This is a genomic window from Kutzneria sp. NPDC052558 (genome assembly GCF_044547355.1).
Classification (GTDB): Bacteria; Actinomycetota; Actinomycetes; order Mycobacteriales; family Pseudonocardiaceae; genus Kutzneria.
This window is the reverse complement of record NZ_JBIUAG010000037.1, coordinates 53,994-75,293: the sequence shown is the minus strand read 5'-3', so window position 1 is coordinate 75,293 and position 21,300 is coordinate 53,994. Positions and strand designations below refer to the sequence as shown.

At 71.4% G+C, this 21,300-nt stretch carries 20 protein-coding genes; 15 read left to right on the top strand and 5 right to left on the bottom strand.

The window, feature by feature from the left end; genetic code table 11:
• Window positions 1-15: 15 nt before the first annotated feature.
• On the bottom strand, window positions 16-981 hold the full coding sequence (locus tag ACIG5F_RS41600) for a hypothetical protein (RefSeq protein ID WP_396525707.1): 966 nt from the start codon (window positions 979-981) through the stop codon (window positions 16-18).
• Window positions 982-1,283: 302 nt separating this feature from the next.
• Between ACIG5F_RS41600 and ACIG5F_RS41595 the strand changes: the two genes are divergently transcribed.
• The 12 genes from ACIG5F_RS41595 (at window position 1,284) to ACIG5F_RS41540 (ending at window position 15,456) form a co-directional block, all read left to right on the top strand.
• Window positions 1,284-5,333: an AAA domain-containing protein gene (locus ACIG5F_RS41595; protein WP_396525706.1), complete on the top strand. Its 4,050-nt coding sequence runs from the start codon at window positions 1,284-1,286 to the stop codon at window positions 5,331-5,333.
• Window positions 5,333-6,196 (top strand): hypothetical protein, encoded by an 864-nt coding sequence (locus ACIG5F_RS41590; protein WP_396525704.1) that lies wholly within the window; start codon window positions 5,333-5,335, stop codon window positions 6,194-6,196. Before ACIG5F_RS41595 ends, ACIG5F_RS41590 begins: the two co-directional genes overlap by 1 nt.
• Before the next feature lie 390 nt (window positions 6,197-6,586).
• The gene (locus ACIG5F_RS41585; RefSeq protein ID WP_396525703.1) at window positions 6,587-6,952 is read left to right on the top strand and encodes an ArsR/SmtB family transcription factor; all 366 of its coding nucleotides are present in this window, start codon (window positions 6,587-6,589) and stop codon (window positions 6,950-6,952) included.
• 79 nt (window positions 6,953-7,031) lie between these two features.
• A complete protein-coding gene (locus ACIG5F_RS41580; protein WP_396525701.1) occupies window positions 7,032-7,517 on the top strand; it encodes an NADH-quinone oxidoreductase subunit B family protein in 486 nt (161 codons plus the stop codon).
• On the top strand, window positions 7,514-9,529 hold the full coding sequence (locus ACIG5F_RS41575) for a proton-conducting transporter membrane subunit (protein ID WP_396525700.1): 2,016 nt from the start codon (window positions 7,514-7,516) through the stop codon (window positions 9,527-9,529). The genes ACIG5F_RS41580 and ACIG5F_RS41575 overlap by 4 nt, the downstream gene beginning before the upstream one ends.
• Window positions 9,526-9,804 carry a hypothetical protein gene (locus tag ACIG5F_RS41570; RefSeq protein ID WP_396525699.1) on the top strand — a complete coding sequence of 93 codons (279 nt, stop codon included), beginning with the start codon at window positions 9,526-9,528 and terminating at the stop codon, window positions 9,802-9,804. The genes ACIG5F_RS41575 and ACIG5F_RS41570 overlap by 4 nt, the downstream gene beginning before the upstream one ends.
• Entirely contained in the window at window positions 9,801-10,748 is a 948-nt protein-coding gene (locus tag ACIG5F_RS41565) for a respiratory chain complex I subunit 1 family protein (protein ID WP_396525698.1), read from the top strand. Before ACIG5F_RS41570 ends, ACIG5F_RS41565 begins: the two co-directional genes overlap by 4 nt.
• Before the next feature lie 18 nt (window positions 10,749-10,766).
• Window positions 10,767-11,429, top strand: coding sequence for a hypothetical protein (locus tag ACIG5F_RS41560; RefSeq protein WP_396525697.1), 663 nt, complete (start codon window positions 10,767-10,769; stop codon window positions 11,427-11,429).
• Window positions 11,429-12,913, top strand: coding sequence for a proton-conducting transporter membrane subunit (locus ACIG5F_RS41555; protein WP_396525696.1), 1,485 nt, complete (start codon window positions 11,429-11,431; stop codon window positions 12,911-12,913). Before ACIG5F_RS41560 ends, ACIG5F_RS41555 begins: the two co-directional genes overlap by 1 nt.
• Window positions 12,910-14,409, top strand: coding sequence for an NADH-quinone oxidoreductase subunit C (locus ACIG5F_RS41550; protein WP_396525695.1), 1,500 nt, complete (start codon window positions 12,910-12,912; stop codon window positions 14,407-14,409). The genes ACIG5F_RS41555 and ACIG5F_RS41550 overlap by 4 nt, the downstream gene beginning before the upstream one ends.
• Before the next feature lie 115 nt (window positions 14,410-14,524).
• Entirely contained in the window at window positions 14,525-14,734 is a 210-nt protein-coding gene (locus tag ACIG5F_RS41545; RefSeq protein ID WP_396525693.1) for a hypothetical protein, read from the top strand.
• On the top strand, window positions 14,731-15,456 hold the full coding sequence (locus ACIG5F_RS41540) for a hypothetical protein (RefSeq protein WP_396525692.1): 726 nt from the start codon (window positions 14,731-14,733) through the stop codon (window positions 15,454-15,456). The genes ACIG5F_RS41545 and ACIG5F_RS41540 overlap by 4 nt, the downstream gene beginning before the upstream one ends.
• 19 nt (window positions 15,457-15,475) lie before the next feature.
• On the opposite strand, the gene ACIG5F_RS41535 is transcribed toward ACIG5F_RS41540, so the two are convergent.
• The 3 genes from ACIG5F_RS41535 to ACIG5F_RS41525 are packed head-to-tail and all read right to left on the bottom strand — an operon-like array spanning window position 15,476 to window position 17,897.
• Window positions 15,476-16,084: a TetR/AcrR family transcriptional regulator gene (locus ACIG5F_RS41535; RefSeq protein WP_396525690.1), complete on the bottom strand. Its 609-nt coding sequence runs from the start codon at window positions 16,082-16,084 to the stop codon at window positions 15,476-15,478.
• Window positions 16,081-16,962, bottom strand: coding sequence for an NAD(P)-dependent oxidoreductase (locus ACIG5F_RS41530; protein ID WP_396525689.1), 882 nt, complete (start codon window positions 16,960-16,962; stop codon window positions 16,081-16,083). The genes ACIG5F_RS41535 and ACIG5F_RS41530 overlap by 4 nt, the downstream gene beginning before the upstream one ends.
• Complete coding sequence (locus ACIG5F_RS41525; RefSeq protein WP_396525688.1) at window positions 16,959-17,897, bottom strand: aldo/keto reductase; 939 nt, start codon at window positions 17,895-17,897, stop codon at window positions 16,959-16,961. The genes ACIG5F_RS41530 and ACIG5F_RS41525 overlap by 4 nt, the downstream gene beginning before the upstream one ends.
• Window positions 17,898-18,056: 159 nt before the next feature.
• Between ACIG5F_RS41525 and ACIG5F_RS41520 the strand changes: the two genes are divergently transcribed.
• The gene (locus tag ACIG5F_RS41520; protein ID WP_396525687.1) at window positions 18,057-18,554 is read left to right on the top strand and encodes a hypothetical protein; all 498 of its coding nucleotides are present in this window, start codon (window positions 18,057-18,059) and stop codon (window positions 18,552-18,554) included.
• Window positions 18,555-18,619: 65 nt separating this feature from the next.
• Here ACIG5F_RS41520 and ACIG5F_RS41515 read toward each other — a convergent pair whose 3' ends face one another.
• Window positions 18,620-19,558 (bottom strand): glycosyltransferase family 9 protein, encoded by a 939-nt coding sequence (locus tag ACIG5F_RS41515; protein ID WP_396525686.1) that lies wholly within the window; start codon window positions 19,556-19,558, stop codon window positions 18,620-18,622.
• Window positions 19,559-19,677: 119 nt separating this feature from the next.
• Here ACIG5F_RS41515 and ACIG5F_RS41510 point away from each other — a divergent pair, with 119 nt between their 5' ends.
• Together ACIG5F_RS41510 and ACIG5F_RS41505 are read left to right on the top strand one after the other, a co-directional pair.
• Complete coding sequence (locus ACIG5F_RS41510) at window positions 19,678-20,202, top strand: D-glycero-alpha-D-manno-heptose-1,7-bisphosphate 7-phosphatase (RefSeq protein WP_396525684.1); 525 nt, start codon at window positions 19,678-19,680, stop codon at window positions 20,200-20,202.
• Window positions 20,199-21,221, top strand: a complete 1,023-nt coding sequence (locus tag ACIG5F_RS41505) for a glycosyltransferase family 9 protein (protein WP_396525683.1) — start codon at window positions 20,199-20,201, stop codon at window positions 21,219-21,221. Before ACIG5F_RS41510 ends, ACIG5F_RS41505 begins: the two co-directional genes overlap by 4 nt.
• The last annotated feature ends 79 nt before the right edge of the window (window positions 21,222-21,300 follow it).

The following is a 21,300-nucleotide window of genomic DNA, read 5'->3' as shown; positions in this document are numbered from 1 at the left end:
GTGATCGGCACCGGTTCAGCCCTGGGGACCGTCGTGCACCGCGTACGTGGGCGCGAACAAGGCCGACCGCTTCGGCGTCGCGGACGCCGGCGCCGGGAATTCGGCGCCGAGAACCTTGCGCCACAACGTCTTCGCGTACGAGTCGTCGCCCTTGTCCTCGGCGGTGACAGCCTGCGCCGCCAGGTCTCGGGCCTGCTCCAGCGCGGTGCGCAGGGCGACCGTGTCGAGGTCGGGCTGGATCGGGCCGCAGTAGCCGGCGGGATCGACGATCGGCGCGTTGACGGCCACGGCGGCGCTGGTGAAGAACCGGCTCAGGGCGACGGCGCGTGAGACGGGCCGCTCCGGCATGCACATGAGCGCCAACACCTCCATCACCAGGCTCTTGATCGGCGGCTTGGCCGTGATGCCGAGCCGCCACTGCTTGAGCACACGGACCATCGGCCGAAAGTAGGGCCAGGCCTGCTGGCGCTGCTCCACGAGGTTGATGAGGAACTCGGGGTTCGCGGCGATCCAGCGGTCCTCCTCCCGGCCGGGGATCAGCAGCGTGCCGTCCGTCCGGCGGAGCACCGGCATCACGTCGACGGTGAAACCGTTCGGGTCGTCGGGGTCGTCGAGGAAGCACTTGACGGCGCGGTTGCGGGGATCAGCGCGCCGAACCCACTGCTGGACCGTCCCGTTCGGATCGCCGAGCTCGGCCTTGACCCACTGCTGCGTGAACCGCAGGGCCTCCTCGGAGGATCCGCCGGGCAGGCCCCAGGTCGGGTGCGCCTCGCTGGCGAACACCACGACCATGTCGACGTCGTGCACCGGCTTGAGCTGCGTGGCGCGTCGCAGTGAGCCCGAGCTCCAGGACTCGTCCACGTCGACGCCCTTGGTCAGGGTCCGGCGGAACACGTCCCGGCGCTCGCGGGCGAGGCGGACCTGTTCGGGGTCGGCGTCGACGGTGCGCTGGAACTCGTCGAAGGCTGAGCTCGTGCTCATGAGCACTCCATGAAATTGGCGGCGTTACACGGTCGGCCGCACATTAACCCCTACCCCTGACAATCCCCGCCCTTCGCGCCTCGGTGTCGAGCCTATCGCGGCTCAGTCCCTAAAATGCGGGAAATGGGCCGGGTGGTCGATGCCCATTTCCGTGTCCATTCACCTTTCGGGTGAGTCCGAACAACCCGGATGGCAGCAGACTGGTTGTTCCCGGTCGGCGAAACTGACTGGCTGGCCGGCGCGACGGCGGGCGTCGGGCGCTGCCCCGGCCGAGGAATGGATCGTGGAAGGGGAGACCGCGCGTGACCGCGAACGGTGCCAGTCGGTTGGACGTGGTGCGAGGCAAAGCCGAGCAGTGGGCCGACGAGCTGATCGACCTCGGACCGCAGAACACGCTCCTGCACTATCGGGACACGAAGACGACAACGCTTGACCTGACCGAGGCGAATGCCGAGGCGCTCGGGCAGTTGCTCGGTGGACGGAAAACGAGGTTGTCGGCGTTGTTGCCGACGCAGGAAGAACACGCGAGCGCCTGCGTCAAGGCGCGCAATCTCCGGCGCAAGATGCTCCAGCTGGAGGAGGAACAGGGAGTCGAGGTGGGACGCGTGGCCCGGGGGCTGCTGCGTCTCACGCCGCCGGCCACCCGGGGGACGACGCCGGTGCAGCCGCTGCGCGCGCCGTTGTTGCTGCAGGCGATCAGCATCGAGGCGAGAACCGCGGCGGAGACCGACTACACCATCGACCTGGTCGGCGACGCGGAAGTCAACCCGGTGATGCTGTACGCGCTGAACCGACAGTTCGGCGTGGATCTGGATCTGGACCGGACCCAGGAGCAGCTCAACTCCCTGCTGGACGAGACCGAAGCGCCGAACGATCAGGTGAAGCGCCTACACGAAGCGATCGTCGAGCTGTTGGCTCGGCAGAACCTGACGGCCGACCTGGAGGAACGGGTGTTGGCCGGGCTGTTCAGCTTCGAGAACCTGCCGATGGTCAAGGACCTCAAGAGCGCCGGCGAGTTGCTGGCCGGCCACGACGTGATCGCCGCGGCTGCGGGGTACGGGCCGGCGATCGACTCGCTGCAGGGGGACGCCGCGGGTTATCGGCCCGGCCGGCCCGACGACGTGCCGCCAAGCGACGAGTTCCTGGTGTTGGACGCGGACTCGTCGCAACAGCAGGCGATTCTCGCGGTGCTCGACGGCCAGCACGTGGTCATCCAGGGACCGCCGGGAACGGGCAAGAGCCAGACCATCGCCAATATCATCGCTTCAGGGGTGGCACGCGGGAAGCGCATCTTGTTCGTCACCGAGAAGCGCGCCGCGATCGAGGCCGTCACCGAGCGGCTGGAACAGGTCGACCTGCACCACCTCGTGCTGGACCTGCACGAGCAGAAGCTCGGCCGGCGCCAGGTGGCCGAGCAGGTCGCCGAGTCGTTGGACCGGGCCAGCCGGCAACTGCCGCCGCAGGTGAACGGGCTGCACGAGCGGTTGGCCGACCACCGCAGGCAGATGATCCAGCACGTCCACGAGCTGCACGATCCCCGCGCGCCCTGGGAGACGAGCGCGTACCAGATCTACAACGCGCTGCTCGACCTGCCGAGGAACGCCAGCAACGAGGTGTACTTCCGGAGTTCCCAGCTGAACGCGCTCAGTCGGGACGTGCTGCGGCACGTCGAGAACGACCTCGTCAGGTTCGTCAACATGGGAGGCCTGGCGGTCCGGCGGGGCGACTCACCGTGGTCGCGCTGCGAAATCCGGGACGAACGGGATGTCGCGCAGGTCCGGGTGCAGCTCGACGAGTTGACCGGGAGGTCGTGGCGGGACGCCCAGTCCGAGCTCCGCGCGCTGGTCGGCCGGGCTGGCCTGCGCCGACCGCTCGACCTGGCAGGGTGGCAGGACGTGCTGGGGCTGCTCGGCGACGTGGAGAAGACCGTGTCCTACTACGACGAGGAGATCTTCTCGGCCTCGTTGGACGACCTGTGTTTCGCCACGGGTGACCGCGTATGGCGGGCTCGGCATCCCCGTGGACTGGGCTGGTGGCGACGTCGGGGGCTACGCAAGGAGATCCGCGCGAGGCGCACGGTCGGCAAATGCGACCGGGCCACTCTGCACGACGAGATGTTGGCAGCGTCGACACAGCTCGACCGCTGGGGGCAGTTGGCCATCGAGGGCGGCACGCCGGCCGCGGTCCTCGGGCTCGGCGAGGCGCTCACCCTGTTCACCGAGGTCCGTGACCAGTTGGCCGCGGTGGCGATGTCCGCTCGCATCGAGGAGCCCGGGCAGTGGTCGGAGGAGCGGGTCACCTCGACCCTCAAGGAGCTCAAGGGCGATCTGAACACGCTCTACCGGATTCCCGAGCTGAACACGATCACCGATAGGTTGCACGCTTTGGGGCTGGAGCGGCTGCTTGACGAGCTGGTCGGCCGGGACGCCGATGCCGACGAGGCGCTGAACGTGCTGCGGTTCTCCTGGCACAGTTCGTTGCTGGAGGAGCTCAAGCTACGGGTGCCCTACCTGGCCCAGTTCACCGGGCTGCAGCACGACCGGGTCGTCGCGGAGTTCAGGGAGGCCGACGCCGAGCACTTTCGGCTCAACGCCCACCGGATCAGGCGATCCGTCGCCGAGCGGTTGCGAACGGCCCGCGACGCCAATCCGCAGCAGAACGCGCTGGTGCTCGGCGAGGCGAAGCGCAAGCGCGGCCACATGCCCATCCGCAAGCTGGTGGCCAAGGCGCCGGATGTCCTGTTGGCGGCGAGGCCGTGCTGGGCGATGTCGCCGATCGTGGTCAGCCGCCTGCTCCCGGCGCAGCGGCTGTTCGACCTGGTGATCTTCGACGAGGCCAGCCAGGTCGAGCCGTACGACGCGATGACCGCCATCATGCGCGGCGAACAGCTCGTGGTGGCCGGCGACGACCGGCAGCTGCCGCCGACCAAGTTCTTCCGTCGCACCCTGCTCGGCGCCGCGGGAGAGGACGAGGAGGACGACGACCAGCAGGCGGCGACACCGAGCGTCGGTGACTTCGAGTCGATCCTGAAGTGCCTGGCCGCTCTGATCCCACGTTCCCACACGCTCCGATGGCACTACCGCAGCCAGGACGAGCGGCTGATCGCGTTCTCCAACCACGAGATCTACGGCGACAAGCTGGTCACCTTCCCCGGCCGCAACGAGGAGAGCCCGCTTCGGCTGGAGATCGTGGACGGCTACGCCGCGCCGGGTTCCGGCGGCGTGGCCGACGAGGAGGTCAGCCGCGTGGTCGAGCTCGTGCGCGAGCACGTGCGACAGCATCCAGCCGACACACTGGGCGTGATCTCGATGAACGTGAAGAACGCCGACCGCATCGAGGGTGCGTTGCGCCGGGCCGCCCAGCAGCATCCGGAACTGGCCGAGTTCACCGCGCGGATGCAGGGCCCCGGCCGACGGTTGTTCGTCAAGAGCCTGGAGCGGGTGCAGGGTGACGAGCGGGATGCGATCATCCTCAGCATCGGCTACTCCAAGGGGCCTGACGGCCGGCTGCCGATGCGCTTCGGCCCGCTCAACCACGAGGGCGGTGAGCGGCGCCTGAACGTCGCGGTCACCCGGGCCCGGCGCCGGATGTGGGTGGCCAGCACGTTCACCCATCACGACATGGCCCCCGACTGGCACGCCCAGGGACCCGCGCTGCTGCGGCGATTCCTGGAGCTGGCGGCTGACGGCGGCCGACCAGCGGACATCGGCCGGGCAGACGCCCAGGAGCTCAACGGATTCGAGCGCAGCATCCAGGAGGCGTTGGTGGCCGCGGGCGTCCCCGTCGTAGCGCAGTGGGGTGTTTCGGGCTACCGCATCGACTTCGCGCTCTCCCATCCGGAGCAGGACGGCCGGATGGTGCTGGCCGTCGAAGCCGACGGCGACCGGTACCACTGGTCGGAGTCGGCGCGCGACCGCGACCGGCTGCGGCAGGAACATCTCGAACGGCTCGGTTGGCGTTTCCACCGCGTGTGGGCCAGCGAGTGGTTCAGCGATCCGGAGAAGCAGACCGCGAGAATCGTCGAGCGCTGGCGCGAGGCCGTCGCCGACGCCGACCGGGAGCCGGATCCGGCGCCACCGGCCGTCGAACGCGTTGAGGCGCCCGTCACGAAGGTGGTTCGGGGTCCTCGGCCACCGGTGCCCTATCGAGCCAAGATCGATGAGTACAGCCCGGCCGAGCTGACGGCGATCGCCCGGTGGGTGCTGTCCGACGGGCTGGCGCTGGATCGGGAGACGCGGATCGACCAGATGCGGGAGGAGCTGCGGTTCTCACGCCGTGGTAGGCGGATCGTGGAACGGGCGTCCATCGCGCTCGACGAGGTGGAGAAGTCGATGAAGGGGGAGGCAAGCTGATGTTTCCGCTTGACGGCAGGACATTGGACCGGGTCGCCCGGCTCGTCGTCGACATCGACAGCCCGAACGAGCGTCGTGGTTACGAGCTTGAGCAGCTGCTGAGCAGCGCCGGGTGGGCCGACCCGCCGCAGTACGACGGTTCGCAGCGGATCCCCTGGCTGGTCGACGCACTCACCGACCGGTCGGACAGTCGAGCCGACATCGAACGGTTTCTCTGCCGCGTCTGCGATCCGCTCGAATACGACGGCGGGATGGCGGCCGCCGACGCGTGTCGCCAGGAGCTCAACCGCGTCCTGGAGTTCGAGCGGCTCGTGATCACCTACGTCGGCGGGCGTCCCGTGCTCGGCGAGCTTACCGATGAGTCCGAGCGGCCGGTGTACGGCGCTCCGGTCGAGGTCGAGCGGCGCCTGCGCGTGCTGCTGTCCGACGAGCAGGTGATTGCCCTGCTGGTCGACCGGATCGAGCAGAGCCGGTCGGCGGAGGCCTCTGGCGCCTATCTGCTGGCGCTGTTCGGCATCGGCAGCTTCGTCGAGGGACTGCTCTTCACCGTCCTGAAGGAGCAGTTCCCCGACCTGGTCCGTGCCGGCTTTCGCGGCCGGGACGGCCGGCAGGTGCCCGCGAGCAGGGCCGGTTTGGAGTTGTTGATCGAGACCGCGCACCGGCAGCGCCTGATCGAGCTGGACGCCAGGAATTTCCTCCACCACGTCCGCGACTTCCGCAACTACATCCATCCGCGCCAACAGTTGGAGCGCGACTTCACCCCCAACAAGGACACCGTGAACATGTGCTGGATGCCGGTGAACGCCGTGCTCAACGACCTGGAGGAGCGAGTGACCGAGCGCGGGGTCGAATCCACCGTGTGACCTGCCCCGGATTCTGGGAGCAGGCAGGTTTTCTGTGCGGCACAGCCGTTTCCTCGACCACGGGATCGCTGGCCGATCAGATCGCGCCGCGATGTGTGACGTGCGCCTGATGTCTGTCGGCTGTGTCGACCGGGACCCAGCCGGCGGGTCTTGGGGGCGACGTCGGTCGCTGCGGCGAGGTGCGCGGCGGGCCTGGGGTGGTGGCGGTGGACGACCCGGCGGAGTCGGGCTTATGAAGACTTGCTAAGGTATGCAATTGCTGAGTCTCGCGGGAGTTGGCGTGGTCGGTCCTCGGGCATCCGGCGGACGAGGAAGGATCTACGACATGACGACAACAGTGGACACGGGGTGCGCGCCGGCGCAGGCGGAGCTGGGTGTGGGGCGGTCGACGTGAGCAGGCCGCTCTACCAGCTGAAGGCGGAGTTCTTCAAGACGTTGGGGCATCCGGCGAGGATTCGGGTGCTGGAGCTGCTCAGCCAGCGGGAGCACGCGGTGGCGGAGATGCTCCCGGAGGTGGGCATCGAGGCGGCCAACCTGTCCCAGCAGCTGGCGGTGCTGCGGAGGGCCGGACTGGTGACCACGCGCAAGGAGGGCTCGAACGTCTTCTACTCGCTGACCAGCCCGCAGGTGGCGGAACTGCTCGCGGTGGCGCGGTCGATCCTGACCGGGGTGCTGTCGGGGCAGGTCGAGCTGCTGGCCGACCTGCGCACGGCCCCCGCGCCGGACGCCTCGGAGTCGGCAACAGGGGGAAGTTAGACCGCGGTCGCCCCGCCGTCCTCACTCACGGTCGCCGGGCGGGGTGGCCGCTCCCGGATCTCGTACGAGGGAGCAGAGTGTGTTGGGGCTGTGGCGCAAGATCCGCAGTGTCGGGCGGGTGGCCGAACCGGCGCCGCCACGGCCGGAGGTTGACCGGCCGGCGGCCGCGGCGGGGCTGCGCGGGTCGGTGCAGGTGCGGCACGTGGACGCGGGCTCGTGCAACGGGTGCGAGGTGGAGATCGCCGCGGCGTTCGGCCCGGTGTACGACGCCGACCGTTACGGGGCCCGGCTGGTGGCCTCGCCACGGCATGCCGACGCGCTGCTGGTGACGGGTCCGGTGACGCGCAACATGGCCGAGCCGCTGCGCCGCACCTACGACGCCGTGCCCGGCCCGAAGGTGGTGGTCGCGGTCGGCGACTGCGCACGGAACTGCGGGGTGTTCGCCGGCGCCTACGGGGTGGCCGGAGCGGTGCGCGATGTGGTTCCGGTCGACGTGGAGATCGCGGGCTGCCCGCCGCGGCCGGAGGCGGTCATCGAGGGGCTGCGGAAGCTGACCGGCCGGTGAACCCGACAGGAGCGAGCCTCGGCGTCGCGGTGGCGGTCGGCCTGCTGTCGGCGCTGACCGCTGTGGTTGTGCCGCGGCGACTGCGGGCGGTGGCGTCCGGCGTGGGCACGGCGCTCTGCGGCGCGGCCGCGGTGGCGTCCGGGATCTGGGCGATGTCCGGCACGGCGTTTTCCCTGCGCCTGCCGGCGCTGCTGCCACTGTCCGGCGTGACGATCATGGTGGACGCGTTGGGCGGCCTGTTCCTGGCGGTCGTCGGCGCGGTGGCCGTCGCGGCCGGCGTCTACGCCGTCGGCTACGCCCGCGACAGCGCCGGCCGGCTGGTGCAGGCGGTGTTCCCGCTGTTCGTGGTGGCGATGCTGCTGGTGGTCTGCGCCGCCAGCGTGGGCACGTTGCTGGTGTGCTGGGAGCTGATGGCGCTGTTCTCGCTGCTGCTGGTGCTGGCCGAGCACAAGCGCCGGCCCGAGGTGGCCGAGGCGGGCCGCTGGTACGCGGTGATGACGCACCTGGGGCTGATCGCGATCCTGATCGGCCTGCTGGTGCTGGCGGCGCACGCTTCGACGGATTCGTTCCCCGCGCTGCGGGACGCCGGACGGCACCTGTCGCCGACCGCGGCTGCCGTGGTGTTCCTGCTGGCATTGGTCGGATTCGGTGCCAAGGCGGGGATCCTGCCGCTGCACGCCTGGCTGCCCCGGGCACACCCGGAGGCGCCCAGCCCCGTGTCGGCGTTGATGTCGGCGGCGATGGTCAACCTCGGCGTGTACGGGATCGTGCGGGTCGGGTTCGACCTGCTCGGCGGCGGCCCCCGCTGGTGGTGGCTGGTGGTGCTGGCGCTGGGGGCGGCCTCGGCGGTCTACGGCATCCTCCAGGCCGCGATGAGCACCGACCTCAAACGGCTGCTGGGCTACTCGACCACCGAGAACATGGGGTTGGCGCTGGTCGGCGTGGGCGCCGCCGGGATGTTCGCCTCGGCCGGCGACCTGGTGCTGGCCGGGCTTTCGCTGGCCGCCGCTCTGCTGCACGTGGTCAACCACGCGGCGTTCAAGACGCTGCTGTTCCTGGCCGCCGGCTCGGTCCTGCACGGCGCCGGCAGCCGTGACCTGGACGCGCTGGGCGGTCTGCGCGTGTCGATGCCGGCGACATCGGCGGCGTTCGGGCTGGGCGCGTTGGCCGCCTCGGCGCTGCCGCCGGGCACCGCGTTCGTCAGTGAGTGGCTGCTGTTGCAGGCCTTGATCCACGGGCTGCCCGCATCGGGGGCCGCGACCGCGATCGCCATGCCGATCGCGGTGGCCGCGGTGGCGCTGACCGCCGGGTTGGCGGTGGCCACCTTCGTCAAGGCGTTCGGCGTCGGATTCCTGGCCCGGCCAAGGAGTTCCGGGGCCGAGAACGCTCGGGAGAGCCCGGCCGCCATGCTGGCCGGGATGGGGATCGCGGGCGCGGCCTGCGTCGGGTTGGCGCTGTTGCCGGGAGTGGTGCTGCCGGCGATCGGGTCGGTGGCCGGCCGCGTGGTGGGCTCGCCCGGCCCCACCCTGGCCGACGCGGTGACGGTCCGGCTGGCCGGGGTGGCCGGGTCGCTCTCGCCGTTGATGATGGCCATCGCCCTGGCCGCCGCGACCGTGCTGGTGATCGGCGTGCTGCGGGCGGTCGCGGTGCGCCGGGCACGCCGCGCGGCACGGCTGTGGGACTGCGGCGCCGGCCCGCTGTCGGCGCGAATGGAATACACCGCGACCTCCTTCGCCGAACCCTTGCAACGGGTTTTCGACAACGTGGTGGAGCCGGAGACCGATGTGGACGTCACGCACAGCCGTGAGTCCGCCTACCTGGTGGAAGCCGTGCGCTATCGGCGGCAGGTGCCCGACCGGATCGAACGCCGCCTCTATCGGCCCGTGCTGACCGCCGTGGCCGCCTGGGGCCGGGCGGGGCGGCGGTTGGCCACCGGCAGCGTGCACCGCTATCTCGGCTACGGCTTCTACACCGTCTGCGGCCTGTTGATCCTGCTGGCGGTGCTCCCGTGAACGCCCACAGCCGCCGCGGTGGCGTCGTGATCGTGCACCTGCCGACGCCGGACGAGCAGTTACCGTCCGGTCCTTTGTGGACAGTAGTCGACGATGACGACGGCCTGGCGATCGCCAGCCGACCCGATCACCGCAGCGTTGTGCTGCTGATGCGCACCGCCCAGGAGGCGAGCGCCCTGACCACGCTGCGGCTGGCGCCGGCCGCCGCCCGTGCCGCGGCCGCCGCGCTGCTGGCCGCCGCCGACCACGCCGAAGGGCAGGAGACGACCCGATGAGCGCACTGGGTGTGGTCGGCGGCGTGGTGCAGCCGCTGGTGATCGTGGCCGGATCCCCGGTCCTGGTCGGGGTGATGCGCCAGGTCCGGGCGAGGCTGGAAGGCCGCGCGGGGGCCGGGATCGGCCAGCCCTGGCGGGATCTGCGCAAGCTGTTCGGCAAGGAGCCGATCACGCCGCGCGGCACGAGCGAGGTGTTCCGGCTCGCGCCGCTGGTGCTGGTGGCCACCACGCTGGTGGTCGCGGTCGTGGTCCCGTACGTCACCACCGAGTCGGCGCTGGACCCGGTCGCGGACCTGTTCGCGGTCGTCGCCCTGCTGGCGGCGGGCACCGTGGCGCTGGCGCTGGCCGGCCTGGACACCGGCACGGCGTTCGGCGGCATGGGCGCCAGCCGGGAGATGACCATCATCGCGCTGGTCGAGCCGACCCTGCTGGTGGCGATCTTCGCCCTGTCGGTGCGGGTGGGCTCGACCAACCTGGCCGCGATCGTGTCCTCCACCCTGCATGATCCGTCCCGGGTGGTCTCGCCGGTCAGTCTGCTGGCGGCGGTCGCGCTGACCGTGGTGATCGTCGCCGAGACCGGGCGGCTGCCGGTGGACAATCCGTCCACGCACCTGGAGCTGACCATGGTGCACGAGGCCATGGTGCTGGAGTACGCCGGCCCGGACCTGGCGCTGGTCGAGCTGGCCTCGGCGATGCGGCTCACGGTGTTCCTCGGTCTGCTGGCCAATCTGTTCGTGCCGTGGGGCATCGCCACCTCGACCAGTCCGCTCGCGGTGCTCTCGGGGGTCGTGGCCGTGGCGGTCAAGGTCACGGTGCTGGGCGCGATCCTGGCGGCGGGCGAGGTGTTCCTGGCCAAACTGCGGCTGTTTCGGGTGCCGGAGTTGCTGGCCGGCTCGTTCCTGCTGGCCCTGCTCGCGGTCGCCGCCTCGTTTTTTCTGGCCTGACAAGGAGAACGCCATCCCGTGACTGACACCACCTCGGTCCAGCTGCTGGACCTGGCCTGTGGCGGGCTGTTGCTGACGGCCGTGTTGGTGCTGTGGCGCCGGGAGCTGGCCGTGATCGTTCGGGTCTTCGCCGTGCAGGGCGTGGCGCTGGCCGCTCTGGTCGGTGTGCTGGCGATTCGTGAGGGATCCTCGGAACTTGGCGGGGTCGCGATCGGGATCCTGGTGCTGCGCGCGGGCCTGCTTCCCTGGTTGCTGCGCCGGGCCCTGGACCAGGCCGGGCCGGCCCGGCGGGAGACCCGGCCGCTGGTCAATGTCGCCGCCTCGCTGTTGGCGGCGGCCCTGCTGACCCTGTTGGCCTACGCCGTCTCCCAGCCGCTGGTCGCGCTCGACCCGTCGCCGGCCACGCGGGCGGTCCCGGTCGGCGTCACGGTGGTGCTGCTCGGCTTCTTCGTGCTGGTCACCCGCCGCCGCGCGTTGTCGCAGCTGGTCGGGTTCCTGTTGATGGACAACGGAATCACGGCGATCGGGTTCCTCACCACCTCCGGGGTCGGCCTGGTCGTCGAGCTCGGGGTGTCGCTGGACGTGCTGCTGGCCGTGCTGGTGCTGCGGATCCTGACCAGCCGGATGCGGGAGTCCTTCGGCGACACCGACCTGGACGAGTTGCGGGAGTTGCACGACTGATGATCACGATGTTGACGCTCGTGCCGGTCCTGGCGCCGCTGGTGGGGGCCGTGGTGTTTCTGGTGGCCGGGTGGCGGCCGGCCACGGCGTGGCTGAGCGCCGTCAGCGCCGCGCTGGTGTTGGCCGCCGGGATCGGCGCTGCTGTCGCGGTCGCCACGGCTGGGTCGCACACCGCGCTGGGCGGCCTGGTGCGGGTGGACGCGCTGTCGGCGTTCATGCTGATCGTGATCGGCGCGGTCGGATCGCTGGCCACCGCCGCGACCCCGGCGTATCTGTCCGCCGAGATCCGGGCCGGTCGCGCGAGCCCGCGCACCGCCACCCGGCACAGTCTGCTGGTGCAGGCGTTCCTGGCCGCCATGGCGCTGGCGGTGCTGGCCGCGGACCTGGGCGTGCTGTGGATCGCGATCGAGGCCACGACGATCGTCACCGCGTTCCTGGTCGGGCAACGCCGCACCCGCTCGGCGGTCGAGGCGGCGTGGAAGTACGTGGTGATCTGCTCGACCGGGATCGCATTGGCTCTGCTGGGCACGCTGCTGCTCAACTACGCCGCCCGGCACAGCCCGGGCGCGCCGGGGTTGGACTGGGCCGGGCTGGTGGCCGGCGCGCACGCCCTTGATCCCGGGGTCACCAGGATCGCGGTGGCGCTGTTGGTGATCGGTTTCGGCACGAAGGCCGGGCTGGCGCCGCTGCACGCCTGGCTGCCCGACGCGCACTCGCAGGCCCCGGCGCCGGTGTCGGCGCTGATGTCCGGGGTGCTGCTGTCGGTCGCGTTCTACGCGATCCTGCGGGTGAAGGTGATCGCCGACGCGGCGCTGGGCATCGGGTTCGCCCGTGCCCTGCTGATCGTCATGGCGCTGGCCTCGCTCGTGCTGGCCGCGTCGCTGCTGGTGGCCCAGCGCGACTACAAGCGGATGCTGGCCTACTCCAGCATCGAGCACATGGGTCTGCTGGCCCTCGGCGCCGCGGTCGGCGGCCCGCTGGCCGCGGCCGCGGTGCTGCTGCACATCCTGGGCCACGGCCTGGCCAAGGGCGTGCTGTTCCTCGGCGCCGGCCACGTCCTCCAGACCACCGGCGCCAGCCGGATCGGCGAGGTCCGCGGACTGGCCGCCCGCCAGCCGCTGGTGGCCGGGTGCCTGGGGTTCGGGATGCTCGCGCTGATCGGGATGCCCCCGTTCAGCGTGTTCGCCAGCGAACTCGGGATCGCCCGCGCCGGGTTCGCCTCGGGGCTGGGCTGGGCCACCGCCGCCGCACTCCTGCTGGTGCTGGTGATCGCCGCCGCCCTGCTCACCCACACCAGCCGGATGCTGTTGGGCAGCCCGCCCGACAGCCCCGGCGCCGCCACGGCGGCCGGGCCCCGCCTGCCGGTGTTCGCCGCGACCGCGTTGCTGGGCGGGCTCGCGGTGTGCGCCGGGCTCGGCGTCACCGCCGGACCGTTGACCGATCTGCTGGCCTCGGCCGCCGCGATCCTTGTGGGGACACCATGACACGGACCTTCGGCGATCTGGTCGGCCACCGCCGCACCGCCCAGTCGATCAGCCCCGGCGAGTTGCCCGGCCACGCCCTGTCCCTGCTGGAATCCGGTTATCGGGTCGCGTTGGTCGCCGGTCACGACGACGGCGACCAGCTGCGCGCGGTGTATCTGTTCACCGACGCGGCCACCGACCACCGCCTCGAACTGCACGTGCCGCTGGATCGGGAGTCGCCGCACCTGCCGAGCCTGGCCGGGATCTCCTTCCCGGCCGGACGGTTCGAGCGGGAGATGCGCGACCTCTACGGGATCGTGCCCGACGAGCATCCGCTGCCCCGGCGACTCGTCCGACACTTCCATTGGCCCAGGGGCTGGTATCCGATGCTGGCCGACGCCGGCGATCCGCCCGCCTTCGGCGACGTCGACGGCCCGTATCCTTTTAGGACGGTGGAAGGCCCCGGGGTGTACGAGATCCCGGTCGGGCCGGTGCACGCCGGCATGATCGGACCCGGGCACTTCCGGTTCTCCGTGGTCGGCGAGACCATCCTCAACCTCAAGGCCCGCCTGTGGTTCGTGCACCGGGGCGTCGAGAAGCTGTTCCAGGGCCGACGGGCCGACGCCGGCGTCGAGTTGGCCGAGCGGGTCAGCGGGGACACCTCGGTCGGGCACAACCTGGCCTTCTGCCTGGCCGTCGAGGACGCCCTGGGCATTCCCGTGCCGACGTCGGCCCAGCGGTCCCGGGCGATCCTGCTGGAACTGGAACGGCTCTACAACCACGTCACCGACATCGGGGCGCTGTGCAACGACGTCGGCCACGGCATCCTCAACGCCCACGCCCAGCGGATACGGGAACAACTCCTGCGGATCAACGACGAGGTCACCGGGCACCGGCTGCTGCGGGGCGCGATCCGCCCCGGCGCGACCACCCTCGTGCGACCGCCGGACATCCGTGTGTTGCAGGCGATCGGCGCGGACGTCGCCGAGGTGGTCGCGCTGGCCATGGACCACAGTGTGGTCAACGACCGGTTCGCCGGCACCGCCGTGCTCACCGCGAAGCAGGCCGCCGACCTGGGCACGCTGGGCTATGTCGCCCGAGCCAGCGGCCTCACGGTGGACGCCCGCCACGACTTTCCGTTCCTGCGCACCGGACTGCCGCGCACTGTGCCCAGCCGCACCGATGGTGACGTGATGTCCCGATTTCTGGTCCGGGCCGGGGAGATTCAGGAGTCCATCGCGACGATCATCGCGCTGCTCCATGACGCCCGCGACCGCGACGACACACCGCCGAGCGCGGTGAGCGGATCGGGCGTGGGCATCGTCGAAGGGTGGCGGGGCACCATCGTGCACCGCGTCGAACTCGCCGCCGACGGCGCCCTGCGCCGGGTGAAGATCGTCGACCCCAGCTTCGTCAACTGGCCCGCGCTGCCGGTCGCCCTCGCGGACACGATCGTGCCGGACTTCCCGCTGGTCAACAAGAGTTTCAACCTGTCATACGCCGGCAACGACCTGTAGCGCCCACAGCCGGCTCGACCAGGAGCGTGTACCCCAGGTCTCACGCCTGAAGACTTGCGCGTATCTTTAACTGCGCAGACTATGGATTCCTCGTGTCAACGAAGGGTCGGGGTCGGTGAGTGAGTTCGTCGCGGCGCTACGCGGCCGAGTCCAGGACGCGCAGCAGGCGCTGCGGGCCGCGCGGCAGGCCGGTCATCCCTATGAGGCGGGGCTGCACGCCGGGCGGCTGATGGACCTGATCGAGGTCGGCCGCCACCACGGTGTCGACATCCAGGGCTGGATGGACCCCGAGATCCTGGTGGCATTGCGTGAGGAGAACCGATGATCGCCGTTCTCGGCGACGAGGACACCGAGCTGCCCCTGCCGATTCCCGGTCTCGACGCCGTGGTGCTGCCTGCCGTCGACTCGCGGCAGGCGCCGCCCGGCGATGTGGACGCGGTCTACCTCGCCGGCCTGGACACGGCCGCGGCCCGGCTACGGCAGGCCGACCTGTCCGCGGCGTGGGGCATTCCCTGCGTCACCCGGGAGGAGCTGACCGCGGTGGCCTTGGCCGCCTCGCTGTTCGCCGCGCTCAGGCAGGCCCGCAAGCAGCCGGGCGCGGCCCGGGTGGTGATCGCCGAGTCCACCGCGATCCCCACGCTGTGCCCGCTGCTGGTCGCAGCCGGGGTCGGCGAGATCGCCAGCTGGCATCCCGCCGACGCGGTGACCTTCCCATTGAGCCGGATCGCCCAGCGCGCGGACGCGGTGCTCGACCCGGTCGGCGGCGGCGTGCCCGTGGTCGACCCGCGCATCGAACTCCGCGGACCGGTCCTGATCGCCGCCGACGATCCGGAGCACCCGCTGCTCGCGTTGCCGGGCCTGGTGCGGGCGCTGCTCCAGGTGCCGGGCGCGCAGCCGGGCATCGAGGTTTTGTTGGCCTGCGTCAGGGCTCTGACCGCGTGCACCGCGTTCGGCCGACGCCTGCCCGACCGGTCCGATCCCGAGCTCACGCCGACGGTGGCCCGGCTGGCCGCCCGCGCCCTGGCCGTCCCCGAGGAGACGCGGTGACCACGGACAAGAACCGAGCCTAGCTCGGCGTCACGGCCGGGCGGGGCAGGATACCGTCGAGCGCCAGGTCGACGACGTCGCGGACGAACCGGTCGGTCAGCGGCGCGTGGCCGTGCAGCAGCCGGTGGTAGAGCGGGCCGTACAACAGGTCCAGGGCGACGTCGATCTTGGCACCGGCGGGGATCTCGCCGCGTTCGATGGCCCGTTGGAACAGGGCGCCGGCCTGGTCGCGGCGGGGCTCGACGAACCGCTGCCGGTACTCGCTGGCGAACACCGGGTCGGACTGCGCGGCGGTGAGCAGGGCGGCGAGCACGCGGCCGTAGGGCCGACTGGTGGCCAGCCGGGCCCACGGCCGCAGCAGCGACAGCAGGTCACCGCGCAGCGAACCGGTGTCGCGCGGGAAGGGGCGGGTGGTGTTCCACTCGGCATAGAGCGCGTCGAGGGCCAGCGCCTCCTTGGTCGGCCACCACCGGTAGATGGTGGCCTTGCTGACTCCGGCCCGCTGCGCGACGGCGTCCATGCTGACGTCGGCCAGGGCACGTTCCAGCAGGAGTTCCGCGGCGGCGGTGAGAATCGCCTGGTGCGCCTGCTGGCTGCGCGGCCGTCCCCGGTTGCCTTCGTTCGTCATGCCGCCCTCGGGTCGGATCCGGACTGCTCAGCCAGCACGTGCAGCAGACTAGCCACGTCCCGGTGCCCGTAACCCAGCGCCTCGGCCTGGCCGAGCACACGGTCGGCCGCCGCGGCCGCGGGCAAGGGCATCCCGGTGTCGGCCGCCAGCGCGAGTCGGATGTCCTTGTGCAGCATCCGCACGTCGAACCAGGCCTGCTCGGGCAGGTCCAGCACAAGCGGGGCCCGCGTCCGCAGCAGCGGTGATCCGATCGACGAGGTGGTCATCACCCTGGCGGCCAGCTCGGGGTCGACGCCACCGCGTTCGGCCAGCAGCAGCCCCTCGCTGAAGGCCAGCAGCTGGGCGGCGAGGCTGATGTTGATCGCCAGCTTGAGCAGTAGCCCCTGGCCGTTGCCGCCGACGTGGGTGACGGTGCTGCCCAGCCGGCGCAGCAGCGGCTCGGCCGCCCGGAACGCCGGCTCGGGGCCGCCGGCCATGATCGCCAGCGTGCCGCTCTCGGCCGCCGGGACGCTGCCGGAGACCGGCGCGTCGATCATCGTGCCGCCCACCCCTCGGACCTGTGCCGCGAGCGCGCGGCTGGCCTGCGGGCTCACCGTGCTCATGTCGACGTACAGCGTCCCCGGTCGCAGGCCGGCCAGGATCCCGTCGGGACCGGCGGTGATCGCCGTGAGCGCGTTGTCGTCGGTGACCATGCTGAACACGACGTCCGCGGCGGCGGCGACCTCGCGTGGCGTGTCCCGCCAGACCAAGCCCTGCTCGATCAGCGCGGCGGCCTTGGCCGCGGTGCGATTGGTCCCGTACACACGGTTTCCGGGCAGCAGCCGCGCGGCCAGCGGCGCGCCCATGCTGCCCAGTCCGACAAATCCGATCTCGGTCATGCCGTCATCTCCGCGATGTCCTGGTCGGTGAGTCGCAGGTCGGCCGCGGCGAGGATCGGGTCGACCTGGTCGGGGCGGCGGAATCCGGTGATCGCGCCGGACACCGCCGGGTTACGCAGCGTCCAGGCGACCGCGACCGCGCCGGGGGTGACGCCGTGCCGGTCGGCGACCCGCCGAAGCCGGTCGGCCAGCGCGAGGTGCCGGCTGAGCTGCGGTTCGGTGAACCGCGGGTCGGTCTTGCGCCAGTCGTCCTCGGCCATGGCCGCGAGGCGTTCGCGGGTGATCGCCCCGGTCAGCAGGCCGGAGCCCATCGGCGAGTAGACGATCACGCCGATGTTGTCGTGCCGCGCGAAGGGCAGGATCTCCGCCTCGGCGTCCCGGTCGATCAGCGAGTACGGCGGCTGGAGCGTCGCGACCGGGGCGATCTCCTGGATGCGGCGCAGCTGCTTGACGTCGAAGTTGGACACGCCGATGTGCCGGACCAGGCCCCGTTCCTTCAGCTCGGCCATGGCGGCCCAGCCCTGCTCGATGTCCTCGTCCGGGATGGGCCAGTGGATCTGGTACAGGTCGATCGCGTCGACGCCGAGCCGCTGGAGGCTGGCCTCGGCCTCCCGCAGGATCGAGTCGCGATCGAGGCTGTGCCGCACGCGCCCGGTGCCGTCGTCGAGCAGCGAGCACTTCGTGAACACGTACGGCCGGCGGTCCAGGCCGGCCAGCGCGCGGCCGACGGTGCGTTCCGAGCGGCCGAACCCGTAGGCGGCGGCCGTGTCGATCCAGTTGACGCCGAGCTCGAGCGCCCGGTGGATGGCGGCGATCGCCTCGTCCTCCCGCTGCGGTCCCCAGCCGAACTCCCAGCCGCCCCCGCCGATCGCCCACGCGCCGAAGCCGACCGGGGTGATCTCCAGGCCCGTGCCGCCCAGTTCTGTCTGTCGCATGGCTCCTCCGTTTCCGATGTCCTCACTAGAAACTGTACGACCAGTTTCGGATGTGTGCGCTGTTCCGTAGCCCACAGGCTGGTCAGGAACACCCACACCGCCGCTACCGTTGTTACATACGAAACTGATAGTTCAGTAATCGAGCGAAGGAGCGTCACCATGACGACCCTGGCCCTGCCCCGCCGGGCGGACAGCTCGTTCCTGTTGCAGCGGGTGCAGCCCGCCATGACCGGCCTCATCGACGGCTCGCTGTCGACACTGGCGCCGGTGTTCGCCGTCGCACTGGCCACCCACCAGCCGATCTACGCCTTCTTCACCGGACTGGCCACCGCGATCGGCGCCGGCGTGAGCATGGCCTTCTCCGAGGGCCTGTCCGACACCGGCGACCTCACCGGGCGCGGCAGCCCCTACCGGCGCGGCGCGATCACCGGCGCCGGCACCTTCCTCGGCGGCGTGCTGCACACCCTGCCGTTCCTGATCCCGCAGTACGGGCTCGCGCTGGTGGTGGCGCTGGCCACGATCGCCTTCGAACTGGTGGCCCTGTCCTGGATCCGGTGGCGGTTCTTCGGCACCGGATTCCTCCGCTCCTTCATGGCCATCGCCCTCGGCGGGGTCATCATCACGGCCGTTAGCGCCGCCCTCGGAGCGGTCAGCTGAGGCGCGGCCTCGCCGTAGCGGCAGCTGCGGAACACGTGCGGCCTGGCCACCTTCTCCGCCCGCGATCAAACCTGTCGCCGGGGATTCGTTCTGCGCCGATCGGGTGGCGTCGCCGGCAGTTCGGCGGCACGGGCCAGGACGGCATCGACGTCGACGCCGAGCAGCGCGGGATCGGGGTCGTCGGCGAAGGGGTCGCCGCGCCGAGCCGAGGCGACGGTGAGCGGGCGATGGGGGCCGTCGGCCGGCGGGCCCCACTGCTCGACCGGGGCCGGCCCGAACAGCACGACCGACGGGGTCCGGTAGGCGTAGCAGAGGTGGGCGACGCCGGTGTCGCCGGAGATCACCAGCCGCGCCTCGGCGATCAGCGCGGCCAGCTGCGCCAGGTCGAGACGGCCGGCGAGGACGTCCTGGTCCGGCACGCCGACAGCCGACGCCAGCGCACGCTCCCGAGCGGTGCCCGTCACCACGACACGATCGCCGATTCGCGCCGCCACCTGGGCGTAGCGTTCGACCGGCCAGCGGCGGCTGCCGTAGCCGGCGCCGGGGTGGATGACCACGACCCCGGGCGCGATGCTGGGCGTCGATGGCGGCCGGAGCAAGAGATCGTCGGCGTCGCAAGGGATGCCGTGGGCGGCGAGCATTCGGCACCAGCGTTGGCGCTCGTGCCCGTCGTCCGTCCACATCGGACCGTCCCAGCCGTGCCCGCGGTGGCCGATACGGCGCCGGGGCGCGAGGGCGTCGAGAACCGCGTTGCTCTCCGGGCCGGCCCCGTGCAGATTCACCGCCACATCGGGGCTTTCCACGCCGTCGAGGGCGGTGAGACCGTTGGCCGGCACGAGTTGGTCGACACCGCCGATGAGCTCGACCACCGGGGCCAGCCAAGCGGAAGTGGCCAGGTGCAGCCGGTGTTGCGGCCAGTGCCGGCGCAGCGCTCGCAGCGCCGGCACGGCGACGAGGAGATCGCCGAGATTCAAGGCCCGCAAGGCGAGCACGGAAGGCCGCACCCGGACGGGCTACCCCGCCCTGACAAGGCCAAACCGGCATGATCAACCGGGCCGGTGACGGTGAGTAGTAGTTCTTCGGCCCGCGTTTACTCCCACTCGCAGCGGGGATCTCGTCCACCGTGACTGCGAGCGAAGGCTGCGACGCGGTGCTGTTCGATCGGGACGGCACCCTGGTCGTCGACGTGCCCTACAACGGAGACCCGGGCAGGGTACTCCCGGTGCCGAGCGCGCGTCGAGCCGTGGATCTGGCCCGAGGCCGAGGGATCGCGGTCGGCGTGGTGACCAACCAGTCCGGCGTTGCGCGGGGACTGATCACAGTGGACGAGGTGGTCGCCGTGAACGACCGGGTGGACGAGCTGCTGGGCCCGTTCGACACGTGGCAGGTCTGCCCGCACGGCGTGGCCGACGGATGTCCTTGCCGCAAGCCGAAACCCGGCATGGTGCTGGCGGCGGCCGCGGAGTTGGGCCTCCCGCCCCACCGCATCACCGTGATCGGGGACATCGGGGCCGACGCCGAAGCCGGGCTCTCCGCCGGGGCGCGGGCGATTCTGGTGCCCACAGCGGAAACGCGGCGCGAGGAGATCGATGCCGCCCCCGAGGTGGCCCCGGATGTGGTGGCCGCGGTCGAGATGGCGTTGCGATGAGGCGCCGCGTGCTGGTCGTCCGGCTCGACAGCGAGGGCGACGTGCTGGTATCCGGGCCGGCGGTGCGAGCCGCCGCCCAGGGCAACGACGTCACGTTCCTGTGCGGACCCGGCGGCAAGCAGGCGGCGCGGATGCTGCCCGGCGTGCACGACGTGTTGGTGTGGCGCTGCCCGTGGATCGACCCTACTCCGTCCGAAGTGGACAACAGGGATCTCGCGGCGGTGCGCAGGACGTTGCGGCGCCGAGGGTTCGACACCGCGCTGGTGCTCACCTCGTATCACCAGTCGCCGCTGCCGATGGCGCTGCTGTTGCGGATGGCCGGCGTGCCGTGGATCGCCGCGGTGTCGGAGGACTATCCGGGGTCGCTGCTGGACGTTCGCTTGCGGCCGGGGATCGAGGTGGACGAGGACCTGCCCGAGCCCGAACGCGCGCTGACGGTCGCCAGGGCGGCCGGATTCGCGCTGGGGCCGGACGACGACGGCCGGCTGTCCGTCCGGGCGCTGCCGAAAAGGCCACGTCTCATCGGAGAAAGTCCTTACGTGGTAGTGCATCCGGGCGCGTCCGCGCCGTCACGGGCGTGGTCGCCGGAGCGGTGTGCGCAGGCCGTGGTCGAGCTGACCCGCCGTGGCCGCAAGGTGGTGGTCACGGGCGGACCCGACGAGCGGGCGCTGACGGCCAGGGTCGCCGGCCACTGTGGCGTCGACCTCGGCGGCCGCACGACCTTCCCGCAGCTGGCCGCGACGCTGGCCGGCGCGGAAGCGGTGGTGGTCGGCAACACCGGCCCCGCGCATCTGGCCGCCGCCGTCGGAACCCCGGTGGTGTCACTGTTCTCCCCGGTCGTGCCGACGCGGCGCTGGGCGCCGTACCGAGTGCCGTGCGTCGTGCTCGGCGACCAGACATCGCCGTGCCGTGGCACCCGGGCCCGGATCTGCCCGCTGGCCGGGCATCCGTGCCTGAACTCGGTCACGGCTGCCGAGGTCGCGGACGCGGTCGAGGCGTTGCAGGGGGTGCGGGCGTGAGCGAGCGCGCGGTGCTGCCGCCCACCGGATGGACGGCCCCCGAGCGCCGGCTGCGGGTGCTGGTCTGGCACGTGCACGC